The sequence below is a fragment of the Rossellomorea sp. LjRoot5 genome (genome assembly GCF_964253455.1).
GTDB lineage: Bacteria > Bacillota > Bacilli > Bacillales > Bacillaceae_B > Rossellomorea.
On the sequence record NZ_CAXUQN020000001.1, the window covers coordinates 381259 to 397169 of the forward strand.

General features: G+C 39.3%; 13 protein-coding genes. 5 read left to right on the forward strand and 8 right to left on the reverse strand.

Going from position 1 to position 15911, the window contains the following annotated elements; genetic code table 11:
• Positions 1 to 4 precede the first annotated feature (4 nt).
• From ACSQ2E_RS01915 to ACSQ2E_RS01925, 3 genes are all read right to left on the reverse strand, one after another.
• On the reverse strand, positions 5 to 2179 hold the full coding sequence (locus ACSQ2E_RS01915; protein ID WP_435989113.1) for a N,N-dimethylformamidase beta subunit family domain-containing protein: 2175 nt from the start codon (positions 2177 to 2179) through the stop codon (positions 5 to 7).
• Between the two features lie 218 nt (positions 2180 to 2397).
• Complete coding sequence (locus tag ACSQ2E_RS01920; protein ID WP_435989114.1) at positions 2398 to 3465, reverse strand: acyltransferase; 1068 nt, start codon at positions 3463 to 3465, stop codon at positions 2398 to 2400.
• 999 nt (positions 3466 to 4464) lie between these two features.
• Positions 4465 to 5394 (reverse strand): LCP family glycopolymer transferase, encoded by a 930-nt coding sequence (locus tag ACSQ2E_RS01925; protein WP_159363005.1) that lies wholly within the window; start codon positions 5392 to 5394, stop codon positions 4465 to 4467.
• A 225-nt stretch (positions 5395 to 5619) separates the two neighbouring features.
• Between ACSQ2E_RS01925 and ACSQ2E_RS01930 the strand changes: the two genes are divergently transcribed.
• From ACSQ2E_RS01930 to ACSQ2E_RS01940, 3 genes are all read left to right on the forward strand, one after another.
• Entirely contained in the window at positions 5620 to 6129 is a 510-nt protein-coding gene (locus tag ACSQ2E_RS01930) for an Ltp family lipoprotein (RefSeq protein ID WP_435989115.1), read from the forward strand.
• A gap of 382 nt (positions 6130 to 6511) precedes the next feature.
• Entirely contained in the window at positions 6512 to 6730 is a 219-nt protein-coding gene (locus ACSQ2E_RS01935) for a sigma factor (protein ID WP_435989116.1), read from the forward strand.
• A 183-nt stretch (positions 6731 to 6913) separates the two neighbouring features.
• Entirely contained in the window at positions 6914 to 7057 is a 144-nt protein-coding gene (locus tag ACSQ2E_RS01940; protein ID WP_435989117.1) for a hypothetical protein, read from the forward strand.
• Positions 7058 to 7294: 237 nt separating this feature from the next.
• On the opposite strand, the gene ACSQ2E_RS01945 is transcribed toward ACSQ2E_RS01940, so the two are convergent.
• Positions 7295 to 7519, reverse strand: coding sequence for a hypothetical protein (locus tag ACSQ2E_RS01945; protein ID WP_435989118.1), 225 nt, complete (start codon positions 7517 to 7519; stop codon positions 7295 to 7297).
• A gap of 25 nt (positions 7520 to 7544) precedes the next feature.
• On the reverse strand, positions 7545 to 9581 hold the full coding sequence (locus ACSQ2E_RS01950; protein ID WP_435989119.1) for a methyl-accepting chemotaxis protein: 2037 nt from the start codon (positions 9579 to 9581) through the stop codon (positions 7545 to 7547).
• A 469-nt stretch (positions 9582 to 10050) separates the two neighbouring features.
• On the opposite strand from ACSQ2E_RS01950, the gene ACSQ2E_RS01955 reads away from it, so the two are divergent.
• Together ACSQ2E_RS01955 and ACSQ2E_RS01960 are read left to right on the forward strand one after the other, a co-directional pair.
• On the forward strand, positions 10051 to 11415 hold the full coding sequence (locus tag ACSQ2E_RS01955) for a TcaA NTF2-like domain-containing protein (RefSeq protein WP_435989120.1): 1365 nt from the start codon (positions 10051 to 10053) through the stop codon (positions 11413 to 11415).
• A gap of 13 nt (positions 11416 to 11428) precedes the next feature.
• Positions 11429 to 12262 carry a hypothetical protein gene (locus ACSQ2E_RS01960; protein WP_435989121.1) on the forward strand — a complete coding sequence of 278 codons (834 nt, stop codon included), beginning with the start codon at positions 11429 to 11431 and terminating at the stop codon, positions 12260 to 12262.
• 132 nt (positions 12263 to 12394) lie between these two features.
• Here the strand turns inward: ACSQ2E_RS01960 and ACSQ2E_RS01965 are convergent, their stop codons facing one another.
• The 3 genes from ACSQ2E_RS01965 to ACSQ2E_RS01975 all read right to left on the reverse strand — a co-directional run bounded on the left by ACSQ2E_RS01965 (position 12395) and on the right by ACSQ2E_RS01975 (position 15569).
• Positions 12395 to 14245, reverse strand: coding sequence for a TcaA NTF2-like domain-containing protein (locus ACSQ2E_RS01965; protein ID WP_435989122.1), 1851 nt, complete (start codon positions 14243 to 14245; stop codon positions 12395 to 12397).
• Positions 14246 to 14391: 146 nt separating this feature from the next.
• Positions 14392 to 14715, reverse strand: coding sequence for a DUF2628 domain-containing protein (locus tag ACSQ2E_RS01970; RefSeq protein ID WP_159362990.1), 324 nt, complete (start codon positions 14713 to 14715; stop codon positions 14392 to 14394).
• A 197-nt stretch (positions 14716 to 14912) separates the two neighbouring features.
• Positions 14913 to 15569, reverse strand: a complete 657-nt coding sequence (locus ACSQ2E_RS01975; RefSeq protein ID WP_435989123.1) for a DUF4396 domain-containing protein — start codon at positions 15567 to 15569, stop codon at positions 14913 to 14915.
• Positions 15570 to 15911 lie beyond the last annotated feature (342 nt).

Below are 15911 nucleotides of genomic sequence, written 5' to 3' on the forward strand. Positions count from 1 at the left end.
CTTTTTACTTATTGAAGTGATTCAATACGTTTTTAACCATTTGAGAAATATTCTTATCAGATTCCAGGGTCCCGGTGAATGTCAGGGAGCCTACTGAGAAGACTCCGCCACCGGATGGTGTATCATAATAAATCATATCTGATCCGCCTAAGTTTGGATTTAACCCTTTAGCAAGTCGAACAAAGTTCTTTGGCGTGTAGGGAGTGATTTTATCTGTTTCCCCACCTGCTGCACCACGTCCGTTTACTCCTGATTTCCCAATCAGGTCTCCGGTCTTCAAGCTTGTGTTCTTAAAAATCCAATGATTGGGCCTTTCCACTCTGTAGGGTTTATAGGTTCCGTAACCCAAGTAATTATAAGCCACACCTAAGTACTTCGATTCCGGTCTTCCCAGGTCTCTCCAGAGTCCGCCTTTTTCTTTCGTTAATGTGTGGTATCCTTTATCCTTTCTCACTTCAATTTGATTTCCCTCGACCGCCACTTTCCAGTAAATACTGTTAGCAGAAAGATTAAGTACATTTCCACCCTTTTTCACGAAAGATTCGAATCCATTATACATAGGGGTAGTCCAGTATTCACTGTGCGAGTTTAGGGCGAGAGTTTCATAGTTCTGAAGAATTCCGGGATTATGATGTAAATCATACTCTGATATTACATCATATGCATACCCGTTTTTCTCAAGCCAGGATAACAGAAACTTTTCTGCGTATGGCAGGTGGATGCTATCCTCGTAAGGATTGGTTGTCGGGTTTGGACGTTGGATATTCAACGTCTGTGCATAGGTTCGACCTGACCCGTTGTCCACTTTATACCCGTAGAAAGAGGCACCTCCCCATATGTTATAAGCTTCCCATGTAAATGTATTCGCGAGTACGGCAAGTTTTGGTTTTGTGCTGCTTGCATTCTTGATGGTGAACATGATGTAAAACTCTTTGCCGCTAGCATCATACACTCTTGCTCCATACATGCCACTTTTCCAGTTGCCAAGAACTTTAAGCGAATAACTGGTCGTCCAATCCGCTCCATTTTTGAATGAGTATTTTCGATAGTTCTGTTTGGTTCCTTTTATCTCAGCATCTGTAAAGACGGTGGTATCGTTTGCCCCGAGTCTTTTGACTTCAATAGAGAAGGAGGGTTGAAGAGTATGAACTTTAAACTCGACGGTTTCACCGGGAGAATAGCTTGGTTTGGCTGTATAACCTTCAATGGAATGCTGATTATCAATGACCAAAGCATCAGAATATGAATTCAGCACTTCTTCCATAACAGATGCTGGACCACCTAAGATAAGATAACTACGTATGTTCTTTTCTTCTATTATATCCTTCGTATCTTCAGGCAGTCGGTCGGGCCTGGTCAAGAGGATGGGGGTGTTTTCTTTCGCTGCCAGAACGGAACCGGTAAGAGCGTCTGCAAAGGACAGGCCGGTCGCTATGTATGCTTTTTCTGATGGGAGCCTTTTTTCTCTGATTAAATTGGCTGCTACAGCATAACGGTCGGATCCTCCGATTCGTTCCGGATTTGGAAGCTTCGAAGCTACTTCTTTACCTACACTTCCTTCACCTCCCATGATGATGGTGGAGCTGAAGTTTTTCTTGTTTAAATAACCTGTAACGGGTGCTGGGATGTCACTTTTTCTCGTAAGAAGAATAGGGTAACCATTTCTTGCGGCGAAGGGTGCCACGGACAGGGCATCGGCGAAAGTCATTCCCGTTGCGATAACAGCTTTATCTGTGGAATGGACATAGTTTGCGACATTGGCGGATACATCATATCTGTCCTTTCCCCCGATTCTATGAATATCTCTAATGCCCATATTTTGTAATTCCGTTACAATATTTTGAGAGATACTTCCGGTTCCCCCGATAATGATAACCTTAGTGGCATGCAAGCGATTGAGTTCGTCTTTTGTCACTCCAGTTAAAGAATTGGCATGCGTAAGTAATATCGGTGCATCTGACTGGTAAGCTAACGGAGTGGCAGACAGGGCATCGGCAAAGGCGAGGAAGTTCACTATGTATACCGTTTGAGAGTCTTTCCATCCATTCTGTGAAACGTTTACCGCTACTTCGAATCTGTCCTTCCCTCCGAGACGCTCTACTTCATTCTCACCGGCGTGTACTTCTGCACTAAACCCGAATACAAATAGTAGTAGTGATACGATTATTATCTTTCTCATTTTTACCCCCTAATATATGTAAAACTGGTAATCTAGTATCTAATAATAGCATACTAATTACTTTATATTCCATATAAAGTAATAAATGGGGGTAATATTACTTGAGTTTTTTGAACTATTATAGTGTGGGAGGGTATTAAAAATCACGCTTAAGGAAGTGCATAATGCATCTCCTTAAGCGTGATGTCAAAAGAGAGAAACTCTTAAGCGTCTATTCGTTATTTAGATTGTTGAAGTGGTTTGATTTTCGGTACGGTCAAAATATATTGGTTCCATGGTAATAGCTGTATGATTTTTACCGTTAAGATGGTCCCCAGAAGAATGATTAAATAAATTGCCGGGAAATGAATTGTTTTCCAAATAGATGGAGGTGCGATTTCCTGAAAACAGTAAAGTACAAATGGGTGGGATAAATAAATAGCCATGGATAATGTACCGACTTTTGTCATGAACAGGTTTGTCCATTTTAATCTTGTTATGTTGGATCCTACTCCAATGATAAACAATGTAATAATGGGAATATTAATCATATTGGTCACCCGGTTAGAGGCAATCGAACCCATGACGGTATATTCCCATACAGCAACTAAAGTGATGAGTATGACGGCTACTCCTAATAATACTTTAGATCTTTTTGCGAATGAAGATAAGGGTTCCCAGTAATAGGCTAAGAAACCACCGAATATAAAGAAATAGATCCAATTTGGGAGAAATGCTCGTTGACCCAGGATATCACCCCATATTCCTTCCATTTCACCCAGTGAAAATATCTCAAGAAAATAAACATTCACCCCTATTGCAACGACCAATAGGATTGCCCAACTCTTTTTTGACCGAACAAGCTGTAAGAGTGGAAATACTAAATAAAACTGAAAGACAATCGACATAAAGTAAAGGTGGTAAAATGAATTTCCGAAAGAAAAGCTCACTAGAAATTGTTTCTCGCCTACATCAAACGGATTTACACCTTCTGCTATATACATGAAAAGAAGATAAAAGATACTCCAAAACAAAAAAGGTATTCCGATTTTGGTAAAACGACTAGAGACAAATCGACTTAGATTAAATCCTTTAAAACGAGCTTGATAAAATAGGAGGAATCCACTGATAAGAGCAAACATGGGAGTTCCAAACCGGCTGATTTGATTGATGAAATAAGTCAGATCATTGAACTGCTGACCTTGCTGGTAATAGAAAGTCGCTGAAACATGAACAAAAAGTACGAGCAAACATGCAATGGCCCTTAATATATGAATTTCGGATATATGTCCGCGAGAATTACTCATGATGTCACATCCCTCAAGATATATAGATTTAATCTTCTACATCGTAAAGGATGAAAGTGGGAAAATCACAAGTGTCATCTTTCTTTAAACAAAATGTATCAAGAGAATAATAATTCATCCATTTGTTAGAAGAGTTGGTATGATTCCTCTCCTGTCCGGTTGGTTTTATTTTATAAGGAAAAGGGAAATGATTATATATCATAATGCAGTTCCACAATTTTATCCTCAAATGTATAAAAAATCTAAAATTTTTCACCTTTTTTCCGACAACGTTTGCTAAAGACTCGTGTTTATAATAGAAGAACAACATTCGAAACTTACTACCACTAAACAAGAACAGGGGTGCTTATTCAATGAAAACCGAAGGAAATTTCATAAAAGGTATGTATTGGGGCACTTTGCTAAGTATTCCGCTTTGGGTTTCTTTTTTTGGATGGGTAAAGATTGTGAGGGGATTGTTTATTTAGTATTTTGGGTGGCGTGATGAATGATCTAAAGAATACGGTGCTCTTTTATTTACGTTGTAAGTGTAGAAAAAAACTTCGTTGATAGGTTAGTTTAGGATTACTTTATACAATATTTGGGTATTTAATGTAATAGTAATCTTATAGGGAACCTTCCAGATGACTATTCAGGATTGTTCAGTAAAATGTTTTATCTGAATATTCGTTCTTTTAGATTAGGTTAGGTTAACCAGTTATACCAATTAATTTGGAAAGGGGAGTTTCATTTGCCAATTTATTATATGAAAGAAGTTTGGACCCCGTTAAAATTCATTGGGATAAAGTTATTCAGATGTGAAGAAAATCAGTTATATATCAAATTTCTAAATAATCCTCGCAGACGATTGTTCAACTGAGGAAATGTTCTAGTCCGTTTAAAATATAAGAACGACATAGGATGCGTTGATTCTCATTCTATGTCGTTCCAGTTCTTGTACTATGAAATTCTTTTAGCAGTTAAAAAGGTTCTGGAAGAAGATTCTCCCAAAACCCTTTATTAACTGGCAGCTAAATTCTCTTTCAGCATCTCCGTCACTTTATCCTGCTCATTCTCTGGAACCGTCAGATAGTAGGTTCCTCCGATCTTTCCACCCTGACCTTTGATTTCATATTGTTCAATCGTATTCTTGGCACTTCTATAATTTTTTTGAATACTCATTATATCATCTAAGGTCATATCTGTTTTAACATTATTGCCAAGGACATCTAGAATATCATCGAATTTACCAACCGAAGAAACGTTAGATGCTTTCCCTATGATTGCAGCGATGACCTGACGCTGACGTTCATTTCGCCCAAAGTCTCCTCGGGGATCCAGATGCCTCATCCTTACATACCCCAGTGCTTTGGCTCCGTTCAATTCAATGTCCCCTTCGCGGTAATGATAGCCTTTCTTATAATACCCTTCATCATACCAATCCAAGTCATTATGAACCGTAACTCCATCCATGGCATCCACTAAGGAGCTAAGAGCCTCCATGTTTACTTTAATATAATAATCAATTGGGATGTTTGTGAAGTTTTCCACCGTCTCTATGGCCATCTTCGTACCTCCGAAGGCATAGGCATGATTGATTTTATCCGTCGTACCATGACCGATGATCTCGGTTCTCGTATCACGGGGAATACTGATCATCTGCATCTTTTCTTTCTCGGGATTCAAGGTCATGACAATTAGGGCATCCGATCGCCCCTGATCATTTTGACGTTCGTCGACTCCCATCATTAAAATGGAAATAGGCTCAGCCGGCTCATCTTTTTCTTGGGTGATCTTCGGTGTATCCTTTGGTTTATCCCTCTTCACTTCTTCATGCATACTCTCCGCTGTTCCTTTAACAGAGTCGTACATGTAATAGGCATATCCGCCGATTCCCAGGAATAACAGTACGACCACACTTACAACACTCAATATAATTTTTTTCTTCAATTGGATATCCTCACTTTTCAACGTAGATATCACTATTCTACCTAAACTGCTTTATATAGTAAATATTAGGTAGTATTTTTCTTATTCTGAATTAATCAATCTAAATCCTATTTCTATTAATTATTATAATAAGTAAATTTATCCAAATTCCTATTTATATTGAACTATTTCCATATTAGTGTAAAATATGAAGCTGTAATTATATAACATTATGGGGGTAAGTTCATGAAAAAGTTTTTTAAATTTGGATGTCTTGGCTTTGTTGCCTTGATCGTGCTTGGTATTATTGTTGGTGCACTTTCTGGTGGAGATGATAGTGGAGAAAAAGCCTCCACCGAACCAACAGTTGAGGAGGAAAGTTCAGAACCTGCTACAACTAATACAGAAAAGAAAGAAGTTGTGGAAGAGAAGAAAGAAGAAAAAGAAGACGTTCCAAGAGAATATACTGCAGCATTAAAAAAAGCTAAATCTTATGCTGAGATGATGGATATGTCAAAAAAAGCTATACATGATCAATTGGTTTCTGAAAATGGGGAGCAATTTCCAGAAGAAGCAGCACAATATGCCATGGATAACATCAAACATGATTGGAAAGAAAATGCATTAAAAAAAGCTGAATCTTATGCTGACATGATGGATATGTCTACTGATGCAATTTATGATCAATTAGTGTCTGAGAATGGAGAACAATTTACTCCTGAGGAAGCTCAATACGCTATAGATAATTTAGAATAAAAAAATAAGCCCCTCTCAAATCGGGGCCACTGAATAACTATAGGCTCTCAGAGACAGTTAAATAAAAAACGGCCCGTTTGGAGTGAGTTTTTCCAAACGGGCCGTTTTTTTGGGGAGGAAAAGGATGGTGTTTCTCCATGCTATTGATCCATTAATTAACTCATCCATAATATGAACCAGCTTTTCATTCTCTTTATTAAATCGCCAGGTCAATGTCGAATACCCACGGGGACAGGTCCCGCAGCTCTTTTTGAGAGTAAGAGGCCAGGGTGCCTGTCCCCATGGCTCTGTGAGACTATTTTTATGAAAAAGTATCATTTTGAGTCCAACAAGACATTTCCAACGTCTAACAAGTAGAAATGAAGAAAAAGGTGTGTACGAAATGGGGCAGCAGTCAATGGAGCTTATTGATAGGTATGGTAAGCTTCTGGTCAATCTTGCCTATACATACCGTAAGGACTGGAGTATGTCCGAGGATATCGTGCAGGAAGTATTTATTAGTGCATATATGAACCTCGATGAATTCAATAGGCAATCTTCTTATAAAACATGGTTGTTGCCATCACAATCAATAAATCGAAGGATTTTCTTCGCAAGCTGAAGCATTTCAAATAGAGAAAACAGAATACACTGACCTGGGTACGTATGTACATGACACGTACGAAAGTTATCATGACGGTTCAGATTACAAAAGGGGCACTAACTCTGACCCAGCAGAATCAACCTCCATCAGGGCAGCGATCGCATATATCAATTGTTCGAGAAGGATATAGAAAAGAAGGGAATGGCTGAAGACTTCGAGGAATGGCAGGTCATTGCCTATGAGTATAATAAGGGAGAGACCAGTGGGAAAGTAGATTCTTCAAAACAGGATGAACTTAAGAAGCGGTTTGAGAAGAAGATGGAGGAGATAGTATCGGAGTTTTGAATAGGAAAGAGGAAATGGATTCATTCGGGGGCAGTAATAACAGAGTTTCTGGCTAGTGAATCTCCTAAATAAACACCCTATAGATAAGTCACTTCTTTCAGTGTCCAATCTATAGGGTGTTTTTAACTGAAGGGAACATCAAACCATTCAGCTACCTCCCAAGTCATCCTTTTGTAAACTACCCTTACAAGCGGAAGGCACCGATTTAGAGGGCCGAGGGACCTGTCCCTGAGGCTCCTAAATTATTGGATGAATAATAGTAATAAAATAGTTCAGGACGTTACCTCCTCTTTTTTTTATCAGTTCTATGTCCTGAATCACTTGTTGAATTTGGTGTGGATTTAATTTCTTTGAAAGCATTCTGGCAAGTTGGGTAGAGGTTTCATTTACAGACAAGCTTTTTCTTATTTCGGAATGAAATTCAGCACAATAACAATATAATGTATATTCTTCCGCACTCATTTAATATCACCTTTTTCTTCATAAATTAAACGTTGAATTTGCTACTGATCTCAGCTAATGAGATGCTGGCCTCATTTAAACTGGCGGCCGATTGAGCGATGGAGTTCAATGCCATCAATTGCTGTTCCGTCGATGCACTTACCTCTTCACTGGATGCAGCCGATTGCTGCGCCGTTGCAGAAATACTTTGGATAGCCCCCACCACATCATCCTTATGGCTTGTCATGAATTCAACTTTTTGTGAAATTCCTTGGATTGATGAAACCATGTTATCAATCATGGATGAAATGGAATGGAATGCATTTTCAGTTTCGTTGACGACAAGTGTTTGTTCATCAGCAATTTTTCTCGTAGTGTTCATTTCAATGGTTGCCTGTTTAGATTGACTTTGTATATCTTGAATGGTCATCCTTACCTGATCTGTTGCCCTGGCTGATTGCTCGGCCAACTTCCTGACCTCTTCGGCCACTACCGCGAACCCTTTTCCATGTTCCCCGGCTCTTGCTGCTTCGATACTCGCATTGAGTGCAAGCAGGTTCGTCTGATCAGAGATGGCATTTATGGAATGAATGACTGTATCAATTTCACTTATTTTCTTCGATAAGTTATGAATAGCGGACTCTACTGTATGAAGCACTGCATTGGATCGATGTGCCTTTTCTTTTAGATTGGTCATCTGTCTCAAGCCATTTTCACTTGTGGTAGATGCACTTCTTGAATGGGTAAGTAACTTGTTGGATGCTGCATCCACTTCTTCAATTTGAGTCGATAAGTCCATCGTTCGTTGGTTCGCCACTTCTGAGTCTGTTGCAGCCTGGGTTGCACCATATGCGACTTCATCCATGGCACGGGAGATTTCTTCACTTGACGCAGTCGTTTCCTCTGAGATGGCACTAAGGCTTTCCGTTGATTCTTTTACCTGATTAACGGAGGATTGCACCGATTGAATAATTTCTCTCATACTCATAACCATTGAATTGAAGTTCCTGGTCAGTTGCCCCAATTCGTCACTTGTTGTTGATTGGACGGACACGGTCAGATCACCTTGAGCTACTTTACTTACTTGCTTATTCAAATGGATCAATGGCTTTGTAATACTTCTCGCAACGACAGTCGTAATAGTAGAAATCAGCACGATGATAATAAGAGTGAGGAGCAAGAGTGTATTTCGTAAATCCGTTGCTTCTTCCAGCATGTTTTTCTTTATGTAAACCGTTCCAACCTTCCAGTTGGTTTCCTTAATGGTATTGTAAAATAATACCCGATCCTGTTTGCCAAACACGTAATCGAGTCTTCCGCTTTCGTCACTTGCGTCATACATATCTTTAATAAATCCAAGATTCATAAGGTTCTTCCCTTTTTCTGTTGGATGAACCATTGCGACGGCATTCTGATCGAAGAGAAACGAGTACCCCTGGTAATCCACATCAATGGATTTGACCAACTCATGTAGCTGATCGATTTTGATATCGAACGCAATGACTCCTAGAACTTTGCTTGAGTTTTGTTCTGTTACGACTTTAGATAATGTAACAATAAACTCACCTGATGACTTATCTTCATAAGGCTCACTCCAAAATGCTTCTTCCCGGTCAGAACTGGCTCCTTTGAACCAGGGCGCGTCTAACGGATTAAAATCTGAAGGGAGAGTGACTGATGGTTCTATTAAAATCTTTTTATTCATCGCAGTCACATAGATATTTGTTACTGCTGGATTATGCCTGATGAAAGAAGCAAATTCATTGGAAACCCTTTTATGGAGTACTTTGGCTTCCAAGGAATCCTCTCCTGCTTTATCTTCTGTACTCTTTAAGTAATCTACTATTAAAGATTGATTGCTTAAAATGTTAATCGTAGAATCATACTTCTCCAGAAACATATTAATCCCGAAATCGATCTGTTTCACAATTGATTCTGAATTTGACTGTGCATCTGCTTTTATTTTCTCACTTTGCTGCACATACAAAAATACAGCTAACCCAATTAGAATGACGGTAAAAAGAGATGAAAAGATGACAATCATTTTCATACGTAAGCTATTAAATGTAAAACGTTTTAACATGATGGTTCCCCCTGAAGTGAAATTCTTTAGTATTTTAATACCTTTAAAAAGCCCTTAGACTCTATGAAATTCCAGTAAAAAGCTTTTATATAAGACTTTTGATTCATTCGATAAAAATTGATTATACCACCACAATTGAAAGTTTTTGTAAAAAGTTGTCGGAAAATAAGAAGTAGTTTTATTCAGAAAAAAAAGTTAAATGGGGAGTTAAGTAGGGACGGTACTTGATTAGAATTAGTCTAGGGCCGGGATGTAAAGGGGTAAAGCTATGTAAGAAATTATGGAAAACGAGAAGAGATGGGTGTTCTATTACTTTTACCCTCGAATTGTGAAAGATAAAAAATGCCAAATATAAAATAGGTATATTTTACTACATGGTGTAGTTGATATTACCCAATGTCGGGTTGGTTAGATGATATAATGGAACCTGCTTCCAAATGAAGTGAGTTTCTAACAAGGAGGACGAAAGTTGAGTTACTGTACAGAATGTGGAGAATCACTAAAAAATGACCTGGCTTTTTGTGAAAGTTGTGGAGCTAAGAGGGAGGTGGATAAGGAGGAATCGATCAAGAAGGTTCCCAAGACTACATTGTCTAAGAAGAAGAAGGTGTCTCTGTTCATTGCCGGTATGTTGGTTGTAGGTCTGGTTAGCACTCATATGATATTATCTTCAATTTATGATCCTATGAAAAAAATTCAATCGATGGACAATGCCATGACGAGTAATAGTGAGGAAGGTTTTCTTGAATACATAGCGTTCGACAAAGATTCATTATTAAATAAGAAACAGTATTTCTCTTATATAAAGGCATTGGATTGGGAAGATATGAGGGAACAATTGGTTTCCATTACAGAGAGTGACCTGACATTTGATGCTTTTGTTAAGGATCAACGCGGTCATGATGTTTTCAAAGTAGAGAGAGATTCCATCTTAGGTTTTTATGAAACATATGACATTGAAGCGGTTCCCAATCGAGTCTTCATTACAACTAATATGGAGCCCGCTACGTTTAAGATTGGTGATAAAACGGTGAGTGTGAAAGACAGCAGTGAACCTGTTGAGGTGGGTAAAGCCTATTCTGGCACATATACGGTAAAAGCCGATGCCGCTAATCTCTACGGAGAATTCTCCATAGAAGATGATATTGAAGTGAAATCGACGAAATCCGGTGACTCAAAGTATAATCTGGAATTTAACGGGGATACATATGCGATTGATACTAATTTTCCTGAAGCCGTTTTGTTTATAAATGGAGAAAGCACGAAGAAGTCGTTGCAAGAGCTGGAGTACCTTGGCCCATTTCCGGAAGACAAGGAAGTGACCATGTTTGCGGAATTGTCGCAAGCGAATGGGGAGTCTTTAAAGAGTGAAGAGGTCACACAGCAACAAGGGTCATGGGGAAGTCTTTCTTTCGTATTTGCAGAGGAAGAAGAGAACCTATCTGCTGACTCATCAACTTCTATGGAAGAAGCCAATCAGTTTGTACTCGATTTCAGGGATTCATATGAACAGGCTTTGAATACCCGGGACTATACGTTAATTTCTTCCTACCTGCTTTCCGGAAGTTTAGCAGAGAAGGAATTAGTTGAGTATATAGGAGATTTGCAGGATAAGGATTATTCCTATGATTTCAGAGACAATACGATCTTGAATTCTAAAGAGGCCGAAGAGGGCATATTTGAAATTACCACAAACGAGAATTTCATTTTCACCAACCATCTCGGAGAACAGACTACATATGATCGTGAGAAAATATATACCATCATAAAAGAAGATTCAGCGTTTAAAATTAAGAAAATCGATATTCATGATACAGAACGAAATGAGATTTAATGGAGGGAACGACATGATGAAATGCACGAAATGTGTGAATGAACAGGATTCTGGTAAGTTCTGCGGGAAATGTGGAGCCGGTTTAATGGAGACTGAAAATAACCATCAGCCAAGTGCTTGCGAAGAAGTTGCTGTTGCCTCGGAGACAGTTGCAAGAGAGCCTGTTCAAGTAAATGAAAGTGTGACAAAGGCTAAGGAAAATGTATCTAAATACTGGAATTATGCATTACAAGTTCTGAAAAAACCTTCTGTAGCATTAGAGGGTGGAGATCAACAGTTTGTTAATGGACTTATTACGATTTGCATTTTTGTCATAGCTTTCTCACTAAGCATCTATTTTTTGGTGAATAAATTATTTAAAGCGATGTTCGGTGGACTTGGAAGTTTGTTCTCTGAGGATGGGATGGGAACACAATCTTTGCCGTTTTTCCATATTACATCATCCCTCCTTATGTTTTCCCTGATCTTTATTGTGGGAGCGCTGATTAGTGTGTTTCTGGCAGGGAAATTGATGTCTCAAGGGTTTTCTTTGAAAGAGTTACTGGCTCACTTCGGTGGCGTTCTCGTTCCATTTGCTTCATTGAATGTAGTAGCGATTCTTACTGGATTAATGGGTTCAGTTCAATTTACACTTATTCTGACAGGGGTCTCAATTCTTTATGCCATTGTCATTATGCCGGCAATAGTTGTGTACGACAGAGCAATGAAATATCAATCGTCAGTTAACAAGGTATACTTGGCTGCGGGAGCGTCGGCGTTGTCTATGTTCATTACTTACCTGGTGATTCGCACGAGTGTGATGGAGTTCATGGATGAGATTGAATCTTTGTTGAATATGGGGTTTTAGTAGACTGATTCAGATTGATAACCATAAAGTTTGAATTCATTTATTATCCTAAAAAGAAGCACGGGGACAGTTCACGTGCTTCTTTTTGTTATGAGGAAACTTCAGATCCGCCCCTATGCTTTCAATGCTTGCTTATAGATCCCTACTATCTACTTCTTCAGTCGATACGAGATCATACATCTTCAAGCCATCATCTGTAGAAGTTATTTTGTACTTGCCTTCAAATGCTTTGTATTTCCCTGTGTTGTCATTGTAATAAATATTGTATTCTTCCGATGTATAAACGTAGTAAGAGCCATCTTCCAATGGTTCGACTTTCACTATTTCAACGTTGACGAGATCCTCGGTTATTCCTTTTTTCTCGAGGTGGTCGATATAGTCTTTAACTGTTTTTGAATAGGCGGAAGAGGAGTCTATATCATCTGATAGAATTGAAAAGTCACGATTGTTATATGCTTGAACACCATTGGAAATAAAGGATTCAACAAAGGATTCCACATCATCACTGACTTGTTTTTGAGAAATGTTACTAAATGCCGGTGCAGTTTCCATTTGTTTTTTCAGTGCAGCTGTATCGATATCGATCTTTTGAGCGTTGCTTTCATCAAAATCCCAGGCCGAAGACCAGGAGGCGACACTCCATTTTTTACTTTTTGGTGCATAGCTTAAAGAGTAGTTACTCATAACACTCTCTTTTGTCAATGAAATGGGGTCTCCTGAATACACATAATCCTGCATCCATTCTGCGTGGACCGGCAGAGTGGCCATCCATTCACCATCCACTTTCTCCAGATATATAGCTTTTGAATCTACTTCCAGTCCTGTAATGTAACCGAACGTTTTCCAGTCATCACCCGCCAACTCTTCAAAAGAAGAAGAAACAAAGGGTGAAACTTCGTTGGATTCCTCTTTAAGATACTTTTCATCTTGATAGGCAAGTGCTTTGGAAAGGTTAAGGAAGTATTGTTTCAGTCCTTCCTTGGCCTGATCCTTTTGTTTGTCGCTCAACGCCAAAGGCGCATCAAGTACATCATCATCAATGGCCAGGACATCGGATTGAACTGTCCCGAAAGGCATGTCTTTCTTTACTTGCACCTCCATGGAACCATCTGTAAGAATCGGGCCGATTTCGGCGGTGTTGTCTTCTGTGGTCTTTATCCCAGTATCCTTTCCATTCACCCACACGGAGGCACCTTCGCTATTCGTATGGATCGTTGTATAGTCGATGTCGAAGAAAAGATCCGTGTCCGTTGGTCCGACATGTTGAATATCGACTTCCTTTTCCAACTCCACGAAATCGGAAGTAAGGACTGCCTTGACTTTATACGTTCCAGGTATGAACGTTCCGAAATTGACACTATCGCCTTCTCCGGATTCAGGTTTGATTTCTTTTCCGTTGACGTAATAACGAAGGTCGTTGTAATTGGAATAAACCGTCATGGGGTCGGACTCCATAATGAAATCATAATTGTCGTAAATCAGGAATTTCTTCCCTCTTTTTTCGAAGGTAATCAGCTGGTCGAGAGACTCAAGATCATCATTGGCTTTAACTGTATGGGCATCAGCGGTTTTTACATTGTTATGTAATTGGGTTATCATGCTTTCTTTTTGATCCGGGTTTTCTTCTAAATAGGTAAGAAGGGCCTGAACATTTTTCTTTGTAACCTTTTCAGAATCTTTTCTTGAATCAAGAATACTGACTAATTCATCGACATTGCCTGTCTCTAAGTATTCCTCGAAATCAGTCAGCAGGTTTGCTTTATTCGTTAGGGAGTCGCCCACTTTATATAGAGAAATACAGGTAATGAAGAAAAGTAGAGCGGCTCCGATGATGATTTTTGATTTTAAGGTTAGTGTTGAAAAGGAAGGAATGCTGGTTTCTTTTTTATTAAGTGTTTCTTTCCCTTTTATATTAGCCCCGCAGCCGGTACAGTGGGGGGTGTTTCCTTCTATTTTTTTTCCGCATGAAGTGCAAAATTTCAAAGTGCCTTCTCCTCTTTATACATATTTAGTGAGTTCTTTTTACAATAAACGTTGTAATGTTATACATGATTAAGAAATGAGCCATAAAAATACCACTCCAGAAAAAACGGAGCGGCAATAGGAACGAAAGATCATGACGATCTCTATTAAACTGCTTTTGACAAACCGGAGATGATCCCTCTGGATTGTAGTTCACTTCTAGTGGTTTCATCAGCAGGTCGGTAGCCTTTTTCAAGTAGATCTTTTATAAAGATTTTATTATATACAAATGAGAATATGATTCCTGGAATCCATGCACCAAATCCAAATGTAAAGGCACCAACAATTGCAGCTGTAATGAACATAATGGCAGCCCACTTTAAATCTCCTCTAATAAGGGCAGGGAAAAACCCAAAAAAGAAAGTCGTCCAGCTGAATCCGATCTTCACTTCTTTTGTAACTCCCGCTTCGTTTTGTAATCGTGCTTTCACTCTACATTCCTCCTCCTTTAATTATAGTACTTTAGTATTGTATCATAATTTATTCAAAATATAACTATATTTTCCTGTTCGATTTCCTTCTTTTGACCGTCTCAGGATACAATCACCAGAATCTACTAAAGGCAGGCTGTCAGAATTAAGGTGTAGAGAAAAGGGCGCAAAAAAGAAGCAGGAGACGTCCCCTGCTTCTACATCGCTTCCTTCAACCCTTTCTTGATCAACCACTGATTCGCCGGATAACTTGTCAGAAACCCTAGTATCATCGCAATCTGCATCATGAACCAATATGAAGGTTCAGTCGGCTTCGGCGGCTCAGTGAATAAGAGATAATGAACAACGGCCATCCATCCGAACATCCCGACTTCAAAGGCGATCAGGGAGAGGGAGTCGGCTTTGATTGCCTGTTTGAAGGCGTTGAGTTTCCCATCTTCCTTGTTCATAGGGTAAATGGAGTAGAATTGAAAGATGACGCCGAATAAGTAGGCAAGTATGAATTCCACGGTATAATGTGCGAATAAGGTAGAACCGGCAATGGCAAGTCTAGTCATGGCGACGATCGGAACACCGACCGCGTCACCGAACGAACAGCCTGCCGAGCAGTGGCTGGTGGAGACGAACACTTTCACCCCATGGCCGCGGTTGTCTTCCTTCTCTAAATCCTTCGCTTTTACCCGACCCCATTTAAAGTATGTCCAAAGAGCAATCGGCCCGAAGAACCACCCGTTGATCGGCCAGACCACATTCATGATCTTCATCTTCTGCGGATGCTTGAACACATCCATTAATATGATCAGGGAAGACAATAATCCTATCCCTAGAAAAATCCACGAAATCGTTGTTAGCACAGAACCATCCTTTCTATATTCTTCTATAAGCAAATATACCCGTTAGAGGATATTGATAATCTTTTTGAGATTGAGAGGTTTTTTGAAAAAATTCTCCGCGGGGACCTTTTTCACTTTTCCAACCTATTTAAAATATGAATAAGGAGGGAAAACAATTGAGGGGGATGCTTCAGGTCTTTTGTTTTAGTTGGAGGTGTATGTATGTGATAATAATGTAACCAAAATATAACGGGCGGATTGTTTTACTTCACTAGGGGATTCAAAGGTGAACCATGAGTTCAGTCCCTATGGCTACCCTAATCCTTGTTTTTTAATATATTTTTTGTAGAGCCAAGGGAACGG

Bases quoted from the DNA above. Each gene is read 5' to 3' on its own strand.
- ACSQ2E_RS01915 (WP_435989113.1), bottom strand. From the start codon at position 2,179: ATGAGAAAGATAATAATCGTATCACTACTACTATTTGTATTCGGGTTT.
- ACSQ2E_RS01920 (WP_435989114.1), bottom strand. From the start codon at position 3,465: ATGAGTAATTCTCGCGGACATATATCCGAAATTCATATATTAAGGGCC.
- ACSQ2E_RS01930 (WP_435989115.1), top strand. From the start codon at position 5,620: ATGAAAAAGTTTTTTAAATTTGGATGTCTTGGCTTTGTTGCCTTGATC.
- ACSQ2E_RS01935 (WP_435989116.1), top strand. From the start codon at position 6,512: ATGGGGCAGCAGTCAATGGAGCTTATTGATAGGTATGGTAAGCTTCTG.
- ACSQ2E_RS01940 (WP_435989117.1), top strand. From the start codon at position 6,914: ATGGCTGAAGACTTCGAGGAATGGCAGGTCATTGCCTATGAGTATAAT.
- ACSQ2E_RS01945 (WP_435989118.1), bottom strand. From the start codon at position 7,519: ATGAGTGCGGAAGAATATACATTATATTGTTATTGTGCTGAATTTCAT.
- ACSQ2E_RS01950 (WP_435989119.1), bottom strand. From the start codon at position 9,581: ATGTTAAAACGTTTTACATTTAATAGCTTACGTATGAAAATGATTGTC.
- ACSQ2E_RS01960 (WP_435989121.1), top strand. From the start codon at position 11,429: ATGATGAAATGCACGAAATGTGTGAATGAACAGGATTCTGGTAAGTTC.